The 15,436-nt window shown below is 70.4% G+C and carries 10 protein-coding genes and 2 pseudogenes; 5 read left to right on the top strand and 7 right to left on the bottom strand.

Features of this window, described 5'->3' with window-relative positions; translation table 11 throughout:
* Positions 1-150: 150 nt before the first annotated feature.
* Both AC3ETA_RS43290 and AC3ETA_RS43285 read right to left on the bottom strand, forming a co-directional pair.
* The gene (locus AC3ETA_RS43290) at positions 151-1,461 is read right to left on the bottom strand and encodes an alkyl sulfatase dimerization domain-containing protein (protein ID WP_432198403.1); all 1,311 of its coding nucleotides are present in this window, start codon (positions 1,459-1,461) and stop codon (positions 151-153) included.
* A 430-nt stretch (positions 1,462-1,891) separates the two neighbouring features.
* Entirely contained in the window at positions 1,892-2,512 is a 621-nt protein-coding gene (locus AC3ETA_RS43285) for a TetR/AcrR family transcriptional regulator (RefSeq protein ID WP_432198402.1), read from the bottom strand.
* A 340-nt stretch (positions 2,513-2,852) separates the two neighbouring features.
* Here AC3ETA_RS43285 and AC3ETA_RS43280 point away from each other — a divergent pair, with 340 nt between their 5' ends.
* From AC3ETA_RS43280 to AC3ETA_RS43265, 4 genes and pseudogenes are all read left to right on the top strand, one after another.
* Positions 2,853-4,373: a ricin-type beta-trefoil lectin domain protein gene (locus AC3ETA_RS43280; protein WP_432198401.1), complete on the top strand. Its 1,521-nt coding sequence runs from the start codon at positions 2,853-2,855 to the stop codon at positions 4,371-4,373.
* Between the two features lie 417 nt (positions 4,374-4,790).
* A complete protein-coding gene (locus AC3ETA_RS43275; protein ID WP_432198400.1) occupies positions 4,791-5,405 on the top strand; it encodes a hypothetical protein in 615 nt (204 codons plus the stop codon).
* Between the two features lie 465 nt (positions 5,406-5,870).
* Positions 5,871-6,317, top strand: a complete 447-nt coding sequence (locus AC3ETA_RS43270; protein WP_432198399.1) for a hypothetical protein — start codon at positions 5,871-5,873, stop codon at positions 6,315-6,317.
* A 273-nt stretch (positions 6,318-6,590) separates the two neighbouring features.
* Positions 6,591-7,468 (top strand): annotated as a pseudogene (locus tag AC3ETA_RS43265) (transposase domain-containing protein); the annotation flags it as partial.
* Between the two features lie 253 nt (positions 7,469-7,721).
* Here AC3ETA_RS43265 and AC3ETA_RS43260 read toward each other — a convergent pair.
* From AC3ETA_RS43260 to AC3ETA_RS43250, 3 genes are read right to left on the bottom strand one after another with little or no spacing between them, the layout of a single operon-like run.
* Entirely contained in the window at positions 7,722-9,011 is a 1,290-nt protein-coding gene (locus AC3ETA_RS43260) for a hypothetical protein (protein ID WP_432198421.1), read from the bottom strand.
* 5 nt (positions 9,012-9,016) lie between these two features.
* On the bottom strand, positions 9,017-9,832 hold the full coding sequence (locus AC3ETA_RS43255) for a cupredoxin domain-containing protein (RefSeq protein ID WP_432198398.1): 816 nt from the start codon (positions 9,830-9,832) through the stop codon (positions 9,017-9,019).
* Positions 9,829-11,877: a right-handed parallel beta-helix repeat-containing protein gene (locus tag AC3ETA_RS43250; RefSeq protein WP_432198420.1), complete on the bottom strand. Its 2,049-nt coding sequence runs from the start codon at positions 11,875-11,877 to the stop codon at positions 9,829-9,831. Before AC3ETA_RS43250 ends, AC3ETA_RS43255 begins: the two co-directional genes overlap by 4 nt.
* A gap of 489 nt (positions 11,878-12,366) precedes the next feature.
* On the opposite strand from AC3ETA_RS43250, the gene AC3ETA_RS43245 reads away from it, so the two are divergent.
* Positions 12,367-13,008, top strand: coding sequence for a cyclase (locus AC3ETA_RS43245; RefSeq protein ID WP_432198397.1), 642 nt, complete (start codon positions 12,367-12,369; stop codon positions 13,006-13,008).
* Positions 13,009-13,436: 428 nt separating this feature from the next.
* Here the strand turns inward: AC3ETA_RS43245 and AC3ETA_RS43240 are convergent, their stop codons facing one another.
* Positions 13,437-13,952: a GNAT family N-acetyltransferase gene (locus AC3ETA_RS43240; RefSeq protein WP_432198396.1), complete on the bottom strand. Its 516-nt coding sequence runs from the start codon at positions 13,950-13,952 to the stop codon at positions 13,437-13,439.
* 552 nt (positions 13,953-14,504) lie between these two features.
* Positions 14,505-15,368 (bottom strand): annotated as a pseudogene (locus tag AC3ETA_RS43235) (IS630 family transposase); the annotation flags it as partial.
* Positions 15,369-15,436 lie beyond the last annotated feature (68 nt).

The raw sequence follows: 15,436 nt of genomic DNA, 5'->3' as shown, positions 1-15,436 counted from the left end.
AAGAGCGGTGCATCGTGCAGGACCTCCTGCAAGGGCCGGACGCGAGCGCCCCGTGGTTGCCGTGGGCCACGCCGTGAAGGACGGTTCCTCACCGGCCGTGCGAACCGTCGGCATCGGCCCTGCCGGTCCTTGTCCGTGGGGACGTCGGAGCTACGGGGTGCCCGTCGGCGTGCCGGTAGTCGGGTGGGGGGTGACGGGGCGCTCCGGGGCACCGTCGCAGGCGCGCTGTGACTCGGACGCCGCCCAGCGGAAGATGCCCCGTGCCATCAAGGACGCCTCCGCCTCGGCCCGGGCCTCGTTGACATCGGCCCGCGCACGGTGCACCGCCGGGCAGTCCGGCTCGGCCAGCACGGCCAGCTCGGCGAAATGACCGGCCAGGCGGAGGTCTCCGGCGTCGGCGTGCCGCCGCGCGGCGTCGGCCAGCGCTGTGGCGCCTCCGGCGAGTTCGGCGAGCGCGCCGGCCAGCCGTGCTTCGGGAGCCGGTTTCAGATGTGCGGGGTTGCCGTCGTACCAACCGCCGTACTGGCGCCACAGATTGCGGACGATGAACTCCGGCTCGTCGTACCAGGCCCGCAGGTAGGGCCGGTCGTTCAGGTGCTCGGGCGCGCGGACGGTGTGCACCAGCTCGTCCAGCCGGGCACCGGCGTTGAGTCCGGTGAGGGTCTGCTCCACCAGGCTCTCGAGCCACTGCGCGGTCTCCTCCAGTGCCTGGCGGATGCGGTCGGCGCCGAAGACGGGAGCACCGTGCGAGGGGAGCATGGTCTGGGCACCGAGTGCGGCCATGCGGCGCAGGGCCAGGGCCCATTCGCGGGGGTAGCGCTGGACCTTCTGGGGGTTGCCGCAGTTGGGGGCGAGCCAGATGAACATGTCCCCCGGGCACAGGATGCGCTGGTGCGGGAACCAGGCGACGGTCGCGTCGTCGGTCTCACCCTGGACGTGGAACAGCTCGCAGGCCAGGCCGGAGCGGGTGAGGGTCATGCCGTCCCGGTAGGTGACGTCGGGGCGGCGGTAGCCGGTGGGCCAGGCCAACTCCGGTAACTGGAACTGCCGTTGGTTGATCACAGCGTTGTAGCCGCCGGTGAGGACATACCGGTCGAAACGCGCCTCGATCCTCTCGTGCGCGATGACGGTGACCCCCGGTCCGTCCTCGGCCTCGAAGGGCCCGGTCCCTGACACGTGGTCGATGTGGCCGTGGGAGAAGATCGCGGTGGTGACCGGTGCCGCGCTCCAACGGCGCAGGTCGTCGTGGAGTGCGTGCGCGTCGTAGGGGTTTCCGGTGTCGAAGAGGATCAGCTCTTCGGCCGACCGGAAGGCGATGACATTGCCGAAGCCGGGCCGCCAGCCGACGCCTTCGGCGACGTCGATGACTCCTTGGCCGCTCTGCGGGGTGCTGATGATGCTGTCGTCGACGGCGCCGTTCCACACGCGGTCGGCGTACTCGGTGACGCAGAAGCTGCGCATCTCGCTCCTTGGTGGGCCGGGTCGGCAGAACCGCCCGTGGCGGGTGTCACTGTCCGGCGGGCGCCGGTGATCGACGGCGGGGCTGCCGACAGGGGCGGGAGCACTGTCCGCAGCAAGGGGGCGCGTGGCGGCTGAGCGAGGACGGGCTCGGGGCGCGGGTGGGTCTTCCCGCAGGCGGGGGCACAGGGCGTGTCGGCGTCCTTGCCGGGTCGGGGCTGGTCCGGTCCGGCGGGGCAGACCTGCGGCCGGCTCCGCACAGCGGGTTCAGCGGGGCCGGCTCGGCGTGGATGCTGCCCCGACAAGCCCGTACCCGTACCTCCCATGCGGTGGGCACCCCGTTCCACTGCTGGACACCCCCTTCGTGTGCGCGCCGCAGGCGCGGACGGGAACGTGTGGGCGTGGTGGACTGCCGGGCGAGGCGCCCGGCCGTTCACGGCCCGGCCTGCTCCGGCGTGTGCCGCGGTGCCGGCAGGTTCACCGCACCGCTGACGAACGCCCACAGCTGGACCCTTACCTCCTCGGCACTCGGGCGCGGCGTGCGGGTAAGTGCCACCGACACCAGGTCGGTGACGCCGCCGAGGGTGGCGGCGGCAAGCAGCTCCGGGTCCTGGTGCGGTGGGAGTTCGCCCGTGTGCTGGGCCCGGGCAATGTTGCGGGCTCCCATGTCGATGAGGAGGGAGCGGCGGCGTGAGTGGGAGGCGGCGACCTCGCCGTCGCCGGCGAGGCCGCCCAGGATGAGTGGGGCGAGCGGTTCGGCGTACAGGAAGTCCACCCAGTCGCGCAGGCGCTGCCACTCGCGTTCGGCCCATGTCGCTTCGTCGTACTCGCGCAGCGCGCAGGCCTCGGCGAGCCGCTCGTAGAACGCTTCGACCACGGCGATGAGCAGGCCGTTGCGGGTGCCGAAGTACCGGTAGGGCAGGCCTGCGCTGACTCCGGCGCGGGTGGCGACGGCGGCGACCTCCAGGGTGCCGTTCTCTGCGAGTTCCTCGGCGGCGGCCTGCAGCAGCAGCGCCCGTGAGGCGGCAGCCCTCGGCCGTGTGGGTGGGGTCACCCCGGCACCTTAAGCTGAGCTCAACTCACTCCACAAGGCCCGGCGGGGACACGGGTGTTGATGCTCGCCCGCTCCGGCTCAGGCGGCGACCCGCCGGAGACCGTGGCGGCCGGACACCACGACGCAAGGATGGCCGGGGCAAGGCGGCCGGTTGTCGGCGGCGGCCGTCGGATCCGGACGGCCGACAGCGCAACGCGCCGCCGTCCCTTCGGGGTCTGCGGAACGCAACGGCGGAGGGCGTGGGCATCGACCCGGCCTTCTTTGTCCTGTTCTCGGTGTTCCCAGCCGCTTCACACACCCGTAAGTAACCAGGGGTAACCCCCACTTTCAGGAGGCGGGCATGTACCGCAGAAGACACAGGCTCAGACACGCATTCGCGGTCGTCGCCGCGTCGGTGACCGTCCTCGGCGGCTTGGCAGGCACGGCGTCGGCCGACGGGGCCGGTACCCCGGCAACCGTGTCGACGCCGTTACCGGCGCAACTGGAGCGCATCCGGGCGGCGGAGGCGACATCGCTGTACGGGAGCCCTGCCGAGCGCCCCTTCGACGACCGGCTGACCTCGGTCGCCTCGCTGGGCGACAGCGAGATCTCCGGAGAGGGCATCGGCACCTACGAGCGGGGTACCGACGGGCCCGACAACTGGTGCCACCGCTCCCCCGACGCGGCGATCCACCGCACCCACATCGGCACGGACAGAAGCTACAACCTCGCCTGCTCCGGGGCCCGGACGGGCCACATCGTCATCGGCGGCACCAAGCAGCACGCCGACGAGCTCGTCCAGAGCGACCATCTGGCCATCAAGGCACGGAACACCACCGTGAAGATGGTGCTCCTGGTCGTCGGCGCCAACGACGACCTGCGTTTCGGCTCCGTCATGACCGACTGCGTCAAGCGCTGGCTGCTCTTCAAGGGGCCCTGCGAACCCACCTACGATCCCGGCTGGCAGGCGCGGGTCGACGCACTGACGCCCAAGGTCGAAAGGACCGCACGGGACCTGCGGACCGTGATGCGCGGGGCCGGGTACGCGGATACCGACTACCAGCTGGTCGTCATGGGCTACCCCAGCCCCATCGGCCCGGACGTCTACGACAACCCCGGCTTCAGGGGGAAGCTGTGGGGCGGATGCACCGGCCACGACTCGGACGCGGCATGGGGCCGCAACACGGCCGTACCCGCCTTCGAGCGCGGAATACGCGAGGCAGCGCGCCGCGCCGGCGCGGTCTACCTCGACAACTCCCGCCTCTTCCACGGGCACGAGGTGTGCATGGACAACGCCTGGGCACGAGGGCTGACCATCGACCTGCTCAACCCCTTCCCGCCCGATGCCAACTCCCTGCGCCAGTCCTTCCACCCGAACGGCCGCGGCCACGGCGCCTTCGCGGCCTGCCTGACCCAGCTGCACACCGTCGACTGGCGCGAGGCGAGCTGCGCAGACCCGGCAAGCACGGGCAAGCCGGTGCTCTACGAAGGCGCGTGGGACGACATGCTCCGCCCTCTGCGCAACGAGGCGACCGGCGGCTGCATCGACGTGTACCGCTCGAAGACCGCGAATGGCTCGCAAATCGCCGGCTGGGACTGCCACGGTGGCCGCAACCAGGCATGGTGGTACGACCCCGGGCAAGGCATGCTGCACAGCGCCCTCACGCACGACCGGTGCCTGGACATGCCCCGCAGCGACTACACCGCCGGCGCGTCCCCGCACCTGTGGAACTGCCACGGGCAGGAAAACCAGCGCTTCGCCCTCGTCGAGGGGACCATCCGGCCGAAAGCGGCGACACGCATGTGCCTGACGCTCACCACTCCCCGGGACAAGCTGCACCTGCGCGCCTGCGACGGCTCTGCACAGCAGCGCTTCGCCTGAACCGACCGGCCCCACGGGCGCGGTCGCCGGGGCGGCGAACGACGCGCGGGCAGGGCAACGGCGGGGCGAATCCCGACAGCGGCCGGGTGCCGGACTTCGGACGGTACCCGAGCTCGAACAACCGTCCAACAGGGCCAGCACCCACGAGGACCGACGAGGCGGTCGCGAGCGGGGTCCCGACGAGCAGGCCGTGGAACCGCTCGGGCCGGCGCTCCCGAAGCTGTGCGGCCGGTGCAGTCAGGCATCCGCTGCCGGACCTCGTCGCCCCGGCAGGGGCGAGCGACCCCGGGAGGACGGCACTGGCACGGCCGTCGCGCTCTCGACGCTCGCACGTGGACGGCCGCGCTGCCGCCGTGGCGCCGATGGCACCCCGGCTGTGGACTCTCCCCCGGTGTCGGTGAGCGGAACGACCTGACGGTGCCGGCGCGTGACCACCTGCGCCAGCAGGCTGCGGAGATCCTGCGCCGGCACTCCGTTCTTGATCTCGCAGCGGCCCAGGACGCAGCCAACTCCGCCCTGATGCGGTGGGGCAGCCCCACCCCGGGGCTGGAGACCGCCGACACGGCCGAGTTCGATGTCGCCGCCTCAGACCGCGTCCTGGCCGAAGAACACGCCCGTCGGCGACAGGCGGCAGATCTCGACCACGGCAACGAACTGCACCGCCTGGCCCAGCTACAGCAGGTGCTCACCGACCCCGATCTGCGCCGGATGTGGTGGATCGCCCGGTTTCCCGAACGCTTCAAGGACCTCAAGCCGCTGGCCGAAGAACTGGACGGACTGCCTGCGCCGCAGGGCGCTCAAGACGATGACCTCCGCGGTGACATCCGGCGTCTCACCGACCAACTCGTCACCGCCCTGCAGACCCGGCAGCAGCGCGAGGGCTTCCTCCGTGTCCGTGCCCAGACCCTTCAGGCCCTCGGCCCGTTGGGACTACGTCGGGGTGCGGGGTCGAGACCGCAGGATGCGGCGGATGCTGAAGAAGACCAGGCAGAGCATGCGCAGCGCCATGCAGTCCGAGCCTGCCATGACTGATTGCGATCGCAAAGCGTATGTTCAGGCCGGGTGCGTTGGCTACGGCGCCCACAGCCGGAGACATCGCTGCCGTACGGACGGCGTGCACGCAAGCGCTGTGGGCGTAAGCCGGCCGGTCCGGAGGAGTGGCAGGTGAAGCGACCGTCAAACCGTATGAGGAGGTGGCGACATCGCACCGCCGGTGTCTGCGAGGAGCTCTCGATGCAGAGGAGTTCTCGATTCAACGGTCCCGGGGCGGCGGAAGACAGCACGTGTCCGGCAAGATGCTGCCGAGAGGGGTCAGTTCCCGGCGGGCATCGCAAGTGCCTCCCGTGAGACATCTCAGGGGGTTGACAAGTCAAGTCGTCCGCTTGAGCCGGGTGAGGGAGGCGGGGCGTGCCTCATGGGTCGGCGTACGTCAACATGGTCTGCCGGGCGGGAAATGTGGCGCCTGGTGGGGGCGAACGATCGGTGAGGGTGGGGTCCGTGGATCAAAGCGAAGACCAGATCTTGGCTGAGGAGCTTGCTGCTCTTGGCGCGGTGGGCGGGGGTAGTGGTCGCTTGGTCCGGGTGGTGGCCAAGCTGATGAGAAAAGACGTCCATGAGATCGATCTGCTTGTTCCCTTGCCGTTCGACGATGCGGTGGAGCGCGTCTCCGGTGTGCTCGCGAGGGCGGGCCGCGTAGTCGAGACCATGCCAGTTGGCTCTGGCGAGGACGAGACGATCCGCGTTGTCGCCAGCGGCGGTGCCGGCGGTCTGAATCCCATAGTGGTGACCGCACGAGTGCTCAAGGCCGATGAGGACAGCTCGGAAGTCTGGCTTCGTGCAGCTGCCAAAGAGGGTCTGATCAGGCAGCGAGCTGGAGAGAAGACCGCCGTCCGTCTCGCCGCCCAGCTGAGTAAGGCAACCGGAGCGGACAGGGCAGGCGGGTGAGCCGCGGGCCGACAGCAGCACGGACTGTGCCTGAGCGTCTGACGCTTCCGAAGACAGAGCCAGCAGCGGCGAAGGCGCGTTCTTCGTCGAACGGCTGCCAGGTCTGCAGACAGTGATGGAGCTGACCGAGGAAGCGGTTGGGCCAATGCCACGAAGTTGACGCCGCGGAGGCCGAGTCAAGGGCGAGTCCAGGATGGGTGGTTCTGGCGGGTGCAGGGCGGGATCCCCTGGTAGAAGGAAGTCGACCAAGACGTCCCTGACCGGGGGATCCCGTTGTCGAGCCAGTTTGCCACCTGCACCGTGACGCGTACTACGACTGTTGCCGCGGGCGCCTTCGCCCCCGGTCACCTGGGTGGGCTGACTGCGCACATACCGTTCGAGTTCGTTGATGATGTGCTCAAGGAGACCAGGACGGTTCAGGCCCGTGTGCGTACGCTTCCGTCACGGGTCGGCGTCTACTTCGTCCTGGCCCTGGGGCTGTTCCCGGTTCTGGGATACCGGCGTGTCTGGGACAGGCTCGTAGCTGGCCTGTCGGGCATCGACCTGAGCACTCCTTCGGAAGCCGCCCCGCGGCAGATGCGCCGGCGTCTGGGGCCAGAACCATTGCGCCTGCTGTTCGACGTTCTGGCGGTGCCGCTGGCACAGCCATCCACGCCAGGCGTCCGCTACCGGCGCCGGCGGACTGTGGCGTTCGACGGCTGCAGTTCCCTCAAGGCGCCGGATCTGCCGCGTGTCCGGGCTCTGCTGGGCAAGGTCCGACACTGCTGGGGCATGTCGGGCTACCCGTCCCTGAGGCTGACCGTGCTATGCGAGACGGGACTCGCGGCCTGCTCGGCGCGGTCTTCGGCCCATCCGAGAACGGTGAGCCCGTCCAGGCGACCGAGCTGCTGCCCAGGCTGACTCCGCAGATGCTTCTGCTGGCAGATCGGGCCTTCGACGGCGACGACTTCCTTCGCGGCGTCGCCAGCACCGGCTCCCAGTTCCCGGTGCGGCTGTGTGCCCACCGGCGCCACGCGGTGCTGGCGGTTCTCCCCGACGGCTCCTACCTCAGCCGCTTCCACGGCCTGCGCGTACGGGTGATCGAGGCCGACATCACCCTCACCACCAGCAGCGGACACCGCATCACAGGCCGCTACGGGCTCGCGACCACCCCCGATGCCTCCTGACCGAAGTCATAGAGGCCCCCGCAGGCGGCAGTGCGATGACGGGGCGGGCCGGCATCGGCTCGACGGAGAAAGGAGAAAGATGCACCCCTCCACTCCTGCCGAGGTGCGCGCTGACCACCCGCACGGGACACCCGCCTCCGAGGCGGGCACTCGGACACCGTCTCCGGCCTGCTCGCGATCGGTCGGCCGGTCGGCCGGTCGGCCGGTGCCGGATACGGTCGCACCGGGTCTCGGGCTCTCAGGCCACCAGCAGCCGTATGCCGCCGAGCGTGTAGCACACCATGACGGCCAGCAGCGGGACTCCGCCGACGACGGCACGCGCCGGGGGCAGTAGGCGGACCGACCGGTCGTGTGCCGCGATGACACCGAGTATGTGTCCGGAGACGACGGCGGTGACCTGGAGCGTTGCGATGCCGCTGGGCGAAAGGGGTGGATCCGGGGTGGCAGGGCCGTCCGCGCCGGCGCCGAACGCCAGGGCGATGGTGCGCGGTCCCTCCGTGGTGAGCAGGGTGAAGTAGTGGGCGATCAGATAGCCGGCGGTGATGGGCACCAGTGAGTGCGCGAACGCGGTGACCGGGTGCGGAACCGGTCCTGCGATGAGCCTGGTCGCGCCCGCGGCGGCGAGGTAGAGGAGGGCGACGGCGGCCACGGTGGCCAGCAGGCCGAGTGTGGCCGTGGCGGTGCGGCCCATCGGGGAGGTCTGCACGGTGGTGATCCACGAAGGCGTCCCGGAGATGCCGTCGTACGCGGTGCCCCCCAGCAGCACGCAGACCGTGGCGACCAGGCCCGGGGCCGCCGGGGTGCCGTCGAGCTGGTTCAGGGGGCTGCGCAGCACGAGCCGTCCGCCTCGTGAGCGCCCCAGCGGGGAGAGCCTGCCGAGCAGCGCGGAGTAGGCCTCGAAGGCGTCGCCCCGGTCGAACCAGCCGCGTCCGCAGACCGCGGCCCCCGTCAGTTGCACGGCCGCGTAGCCGAGCAGGAAGGCCAGCAGCACGACGCTGGAGGCCGGCGCGGGAGAGGCCAGTTCGAGCCAGGTGAAGACGAGCAGTCCGGCCGCGGCGGGCCAGTTGCCCAGGCGCTGCGCCAGGTCGGGCCGGTGCCCGTCGGCGGGTAGGCGCAGCGCACGGCATGTCAGGGTGTGCAGGGTGCGCAGCGGGTTGAGCAGTCGCCAGACGGGGCCGAGCAGCAGCGAGGCCAAGACGATCCCGCACCACAGCAGGACGTACACGGCTCCGGGAGCCGGGTTGCGGTCGGGGTCGTCGGGTCCGAACCACAGATGCGCCAGGACGGCGGCGGCTGCGGCGAGACCGGTCGCTCGCAGGATGCGGCGGAGCACGGCGGAATCGGCCGCCCGCTGGAGCGCGGCCGGCAGAGGGCGGCCGGGGCTGTCCCCGTTGAACCGCGACACAGGCCACAGCAGCCCGAGGGCGAGGAACGAGAACAGCACGGCGGTGAACGCCCCTGCGTAGGCGTGGAAGGCCGAGACGGGCAGGTCGTGCCGGGTGCCGACGCCGTGTGCCAGGTCCGTCAGGCCGGTCACCGGACCGCGATCTGCGTCAGCACCAGCTGGGAGCGGTGCGTCTCGACCTCGAACAGCCCGGTGCGGTCCACCACCACGTGCAGGGTGGTGGTGCGGCCCGCGCGCAGCGGCGCGGACCGGTCCACTCCGTGGATGTGGAGCTCGTCGTCGGTGTCGCTGGTGACACGCAGGGCGATCGACTGGCCTCTGCGCAGTTCCACGCGACCGGGCGCGGGGTTGACCTTGCCGTCCGAGACCGTGATCTCCAGGGTCCGGTCCGCCTTCGGTGGCTGCGCCGGCGTCGACTCCCCGGCGGAGGCTCCGGGGAGGGGCACGGTGTCCTCGACAGGGTGGCCGCGGACCGCCCACGTCGTGTGGTCGTCGGCGACGAGCCGGACCGTGACCGTGCGGGCCCCGGCCGGTACGTCGGCCGCGGGCAGATGGTGCCACCCTCCGTACAGCCGGGCCACCTTCCTGCCGTCGACCAGCAGATGGGCGTGGCCTTTGCCCAGGACGGCGGCGCCACCCGCGCTGTCCGGAGTGAAGCGGAAGCGGCTGACGTCCACGCGGATGTTCCAGCCGCTCTCGGAGTCCGCCCGGACGGACACCCTGATACCAGGTGCCCGGTCCTGCGGCACCTGCCGCAGTCGCTCGTGCGCAGGGGCGTCGTCGGCCGGGAGCAGGGTCCCCGCGGGGCCGGTGGCGACTTCGTGACCCGTACCCGGCCGGTGGTGGGTCTCGGGGCGCTCCGAGCAGGCCGTGCAGAGGGTCAGGAGCAGGCCGGCCGCCACGGCGGGCGCCGCAAGGCGGCGACGGGTTCGGGGGCTTCTCATGACGGCTCTCCGGCGAGAGCCCTGGTGCGGGGTGCGGCGTTGCGGTTCTCGCGCGGTGGCCGTGCCGCGGCCGCCACCGCCCACACGACCCAGACCAGACCGAGCAGGCCGCGCAGCCATGCCGGGCTCAGGGGAGTCCATGGGATCATCAGCACGGCCTGGTCGAAGGCGTCGAGCAGGGTCAGCAGGCCCAGCGCCGCCGTTGTCCAGCCGAACACGGGGCTGCGTTCGCGCAGGGCGTGTCCCGTCACGATCCACCACCCTCCGATCAGGACCAGTGCCAGCGGCGGGGCGAGAGTCGTGGACAGCGAGGTGGTCTCGCCCGCCACGTCGAGGGCCAGCCCCGCGGCCCCGGCCACGACGGCCACGGTGGCCCAGCGGTGTCCGCGGAGCCTGCGCCACCACAGCATGCCGCCGACGAGCACGAGCACGGCGGCGAGGCCGAGGGCGATCTGCACCTCCACGCGTTCGATGCCGCGCGCGCCGTACCAGTCGCAGCCGGAGGGCAGCCGCCGGGCCCCGACGTCGTATTCGGAGCACACCAGCAGGTGGGCGGTCTTCAGCGGCTCGCCCAGGAGGCGGTGCGATCCGCCGGAGAGTGTGCCGGGCCGATCCCCGCAGCGGGGCAGCGTACGGGGGTTGCTGCCGGACGTGTCGTCCTGCCAGCAGTTGCCCCGGCCCTGGCCGTCCCACCAGAAGTCGGTGGCGTTGGGGTGCGGGCTGCCGTCCTTCGCGGTGCCGAGGTGGTTGCCGTGGAAGCGGTTGTGGTGCGAGGTGTCGCTCTGGCGGGACGGGGTGTTCTCTCCGCGGATGTACGCGGGAACGGCGTTGAGGAAGAAGGCGGTGCGCTCGTGGCCGTAGACCCAGTTGCCCTCGAAGAGGTTCCAGTTGCCGCCGGCGATCAGGACTCCGGTGCCCGGGGGCACCGAGGTCTGAGGGCAGACGACGCCTTGCTCGTAGCCGCGTTCGGCGGGCGGCTTGGCACACGTGCCGTCGGCGACGTGCGGGTAGTAGTCCTCGTTGTTGTCGTGGATCAGGTTGCGCTCGAACCGGGCGTGGTTCTGCGGGAGTCCGGGGTGGCCCGGGAAGACGCTGTCCATCGAGGCGCCCGCCATGTTGTGGTCGAACTCGTTGTCGTGGGCCCAGACCGAGTCGCCCGCGGTGCCCGAGTAGCCCAGGAGGTTGTGGTGACTGCGGCACCCGGTGATCTCGATGGCGTAACGGGGCACGGCGTACCCACGGCCATCGTTGATGTCGGAGGCGCTGCCGGGGTAGATGCCCGAGTCGCCGTTGCCGTAGGACTCGCAGTCCCGGTAGAGGCCGTGGTCGCTGGCGAAGGTCAGGAAGCCGTACTCGTCGTTCCAGCGGGTGAGGACCTGGTCGATGGCGAATCCGTCCGTGGCGAGGATGTAGACGGAGTTGAATGTCGTGCGTTGGGCCGTGAGGTTGCGCAGGTAGATGCCGTCGGAGGAGTCCGCCCGGATGGCGTTGAGCTTTCGGTATCCGGCGTCCACGACCACGTCGAGCGGTCCGGCGCCGGTTCCTTCGATCTGGAGGTCGCGCTTGCCGAGGACCGCGATCAGGTTCTGGTTGTGCGGGCACTGCCGCTGCTGGGCGAACGTCAGCACCTGGTAGCCCAGGGCCGACCGCGGGGCGTCGAGTCGGGAGCAGGCACCGGTGGGCTCCGGCTGCGAGGGCTCCTCCTCGTAACGTCCGGGGAGGACGGCGATCGTCGTCCCCGGACCGTCCACCGCGTCCACCGCCTGCTGGATATGGCGGAATCCTTTGCGGGTGCACTGTTCGTAGAGCCGGAGGTTGCGTCTGCGCAGTTCCTCGGAGAACCTGGCGATGCGCCGCTCGAACGCGGCCCTGTCGACCTTGCACACCAGCAGGTCCGGGTCGCTGGCACGATACTCCGGGACACTGCCCGAACCGTCCGGGAAGACTACTTCGCGCTCCTCGTGCGCCCACGCCCCGGGGACCGCGGTGAGCAACATCGCTGCCAGAACGGCCAGGACGCTTGCGGTGCGGCATGCCCATGTCATTCTCATTGGCGGGACCGTAGCCCCATCTCCGTGACCCAGGAAGCTGAATAGCAGTCAAGAAACGACAGCGCCTGCTGCCGCCCGACGGCAGGGTCGGACCTCCGCTTGTTGTGGCCACCTTTCCCGCACGCCCGGCCCGCCGCCGCGAGGCCGGGTGCGCCCAGCGTCCCGGGCACCGGCAGGCGAGGCGGGAGAGATGGGCGAGGCGGGAGGGGTAGGTGAGGTGGAGGGAGGCGGGCCGTATGTGCCGCGCCGGACCGATCGCTCGTGGCGCATCCCTGTACATCGCCACCTCGTCGTGCTGACATGTGCATGCAATCGGACCCGTGCCCCCTGCCCCGGACCGGCATTCACCGCCCGACTCGGCACTCCCCGCAGAGGACCTCGCGGACGCCGCGCACGCCACGGCCCAAGTCGGCGGCTTCCGGACGGACGGGAGCCTTCCACGGGCCATCCGCACCGCCCCGTACACCTGCGAGGAGGATGCATATGAGATCCGTATCCGTGCTGCCGCGTGTCATCGTGGCGGCGGCAGGCTGCCTGACGCTCGTTGGGCTGACCGCATCCCCGGGGGTCGCCGCCGAGACCCCCCTCACCTTCGACTGCCAGGCGAAGCCGCCGCTCGTCTCGCCGCAGACCTTCACCCTCGATGCCGGTGCCGAGGCCACGGCGCCCGACAGTGTGGCGTCCGGCAGCGCCTTCGACGTCGCCCTGGCGCCGGCCCCGCTCACCGTGCCCGGATCGGTGAACGGATATACCGTCAAGTCGATCAAAGACATCAAGCTCCGGGCCAAGCTGCCGACTGACGCGACCCTCACCGGCCAGAACCTCACGGGAGGATCTGGCATCGGCTCGGGCACCCCGAGCGTGGCCGTCAGCGGCAGCGAGATCGTCATGACCGTCCCCGGTCCGATCAATGGCGGGAGTACGTTCACGCTCCCCACCCTGAACCTGGATCTGGTCGCAGGAGCCTCGGGCGGCACGGTCAGCACCCAGCTCGCGGGCACCTCCTACAACAGCCCCGGCCTCACCTTCACCGCCAGGGTGCCCATCCTCTTCATCACGGCGGACGTACCGACTTCGTGCTTCTCCAGCCCCAACCCCGTGCTCAGCTCGACCACCATCAGCTGAGTCCCGCCCTCCCCGGCCGCGGCAGACCCGGCTTCCGGCGGCCGGGCAGGGCAGCATCCTGCGGCGGCCGGGGCCCGGTGGAGCCGGACTCCGCCGCTCGGGCGCCGCCTCTCCGGCGCGGCCGGAACACCGTGCCGGAGAGGCGGCCGGCCGGCACCGTCCTGCGTCCGGCCACCGCCCCGGCACCGAACCGGTCCTTCTCTGCCCACCAGGCACGACGACGTTCTCGGTTGCAGCCCGCCTGCCCTCGCTGCCACCGGGTTCCGGCACCCGAGGGGAAGCCGCGATGCAGGGCAGGTCGATCGTGGTCTCGGCGGTCGAGGAGAGTTCGGCTTTCGCCCTCCGCGCGGCCTCGCGCAGGTGCCGAAGCGCGGTTCACGACCGAGATCACCCGCGCCGCCAGAGGCTCGGGCAAGACGCCGAGCGTGTTAGACAAGAGAGCGGCGGTAGCGCAACTTGTTGAGGGAAGCCCCACCGGTGGTGTCTTCCACGGCTGCGCCGTCTGCGTGCCAGCCGGCAGCTTCGTAGAAGCGCCGGGCGCGACGATTGTCTTCCAGGACCCACAAGGTGGCATGTGTGTACTCGGCCTGTCCGAGAGTCGTCAACGTGGCCAGCATCAAGTGCTTCCCAATTCCAGCGCGCCAGACCTCGGGCATCGTGTAAAGCGTTCCGATTTCCGCGACGGCAGAGGTTTCCGTAGACGGGCCGAAACCTGCGAATCCGACAATCCCCTCCTCGGTTTCGGCTACCAGTACTCCCGACAATGGCCATCGTGTCTCCGCGATGAGTGTCTTCCACTCGGACTCTTCGCGGCTTGGGTCCATGGCGTCGAGGTAATGCTGGGGGACAAGACCGGCAAACGCTGCCTGCCAGGAGCGTACGTAAACACCGGCGACCGCTGATGCGTCATCAGGCCATGCCTGTCGGGTCTGCATGGTCGTCATTCTTCAAGTCCCGTCAATCCGGGCCAAGTTCTTTTCCCAACGGCGATGCCGAGTGCTCGGCTGCCTGCTCCAGTAGTGCCCGTGCGGAGTCCGCGCAGCGCATTGCGGTCTCCTCGTCGACGCCGAACACCTCGGCGAGATGGAGCGGGGTCGAGCCGGTTGACGGCCCTCGCGCGCAGCCGCGCCCCGAGCGAGGTGCACGAGCTGTGGTGGCAATTGGCCGACCGTCGGCGACCAGAGGCAGAGGCCCTGGAGGACCTTTTCAGGCGGCTGCGAAGCGACGACAACGCAGAGCTGGGACAACTGCTGGCAGAGGCCGACGCCGGGATCGAGGGCGGCAGCTCAGCAGAGTAACGGTCAACCGTCGCGATCCTGATGCGTGGCCTGTTATGCGGGTGAGTGAGGACGTCGGTCAGGTGACGTGCCCTCAAGCCGGTGTGCGCCATTGGCCAGGAGGGTTCGGGTCTGCCGGGTCTCAGCGTGCTGCGGTCCGAGAGCAATCGGACCCGCGGCGCTGGCCGCGACCCTCATCTGCCTGTTCGTGACGGCTGGATGCGGCTGCAGGGCTCGGGTCTGCGCGGGATGGCTGCGATGGTTCGAATTCGCCAGGGTGAACTGCCACAGCGGGCCGAAGTGCGCCTCGATCGGGTTTACCCACAAGGCGTGGGTCGGGGTGAAGCACAGTTCGACCTTGTTCTGCTTCGCCCAGCGGCGGATGTCCACGTCGGTGAGGGCGGAGAGGTTGTCCAGAATGATGCAGATCGGGGCGCCGTCGGGCTGGGCGGCCCGGATCGACTTCAGCACGGCGAGCGTGTTGGCGGTGCCCTTGCGGCGGCGGTTGACGCCCCACAGCCGGTCGTCACCGACGCAATAGCAACCGTGGAAGCAGGTGACGCCGTGGGTGCGGCGGTGGGTCGCCGGCAGGCGGTCGGGCTTTCCCTGCTTCGCCCAGCAGGAGCCTGCGATGGGCCGGATCCTCAGGGGCCCGAACTCGTCGAAGGCGAAGCCCCGGTCCTGGAAGTGCTCCAGGACGAACTCGATGCGGTCGAACTTGGCGTCGCGCTCAGAATCGCGCGACTCCTTCCAGGTCTTCGTGCGCTGGAAGGTGACGCCGCGGCGCCGAAGCAGGCACCGTAAGGCTTCACGGCCGATGCGGATCGCGCGTCCGTGCACGCCGCGTAGGCGGGCGGCCAGTTTTCGGATCGACCAGCGGGTGAGGGGGTGGTCGAGCTTGGCGGGGCAGGTGGTGGCCGTCTGAACGACGAAGTCCTCGCCGTCAGCGCTGGGCAGGCGGGGACGGCCTCCCGCCCATCGAGGGTCCAGGCAGGCCAAGCCGATCTCGTTGAACCGGTGGATCACCTCCCGCACCCTGTCCCCGTCGGCCTGGACCAGCTGGGCAATCACCGGAACGCGGTTCCGGTCGCACTAGCGGCGCGGGAGGGTCCGGTCTTGGACGACCGCGAGTAGGGCTGCATGGCGCGGCG

The sequence above is a fragment of the Streptomyces sp. bgisy027 genome (genome assembly GCF_057710365.1).
Note: the sequence above shows the minus strand (reverse complement) of the source record. Positions and strands in the feature narration are given on the sequence as shown.

What these genes read in the sequence shown, in the direction of transcription:
- AC3ETA_RS43290 (WP_432198403.1), bottom strand. Translation starts at nt 1,461, where the DNA reads ATGCGCAGCTTCTGCGTCACCGAGTACGCCGACCGCGTGTGGAACGGC.
- AC3ETA_RS43240 (WP_432198396.1), bottom strand. Translation starts at nt 13,952, where the DNA reads ATGACGACCATGCAGACCCGACAGGCATGGCCTGATGACGCATCAGCG.
- AC3ETA_RS43255 (WP_432198398.1), bottom strand. Translation starts at nt 9,832, where the DNA reads ATGAGAAGCCCCCGAACCCGTCGCCGCCTTGCGGCGCCCGCCGTGGCG.
- AC3ETA_RS43245 (WP_432198397.1), top strand. Translation starts at nt 12,367, where the DNA reads ATGAGATCCGTATCCGTGCTGCCGCGTGTCATCGTGGCGGCGGCAGGC.
- AC3ETA_RS43250 (WP_432198420.1), bottom strand. Translation starts at nt 11,877, where the DNA reads ATGACATGGGCATGCCGCACCGCAAGCGTCCTGGCCGTTCTGGCAGCG.
- AC3ETA_RS43280 (WP_432198401.1), top strand. Translation starts at nt 2,853, where the DNA reads ATGTACCGCAGAAGACACAGGCTCAGACACGCATTCGCGGTCGTCGCC.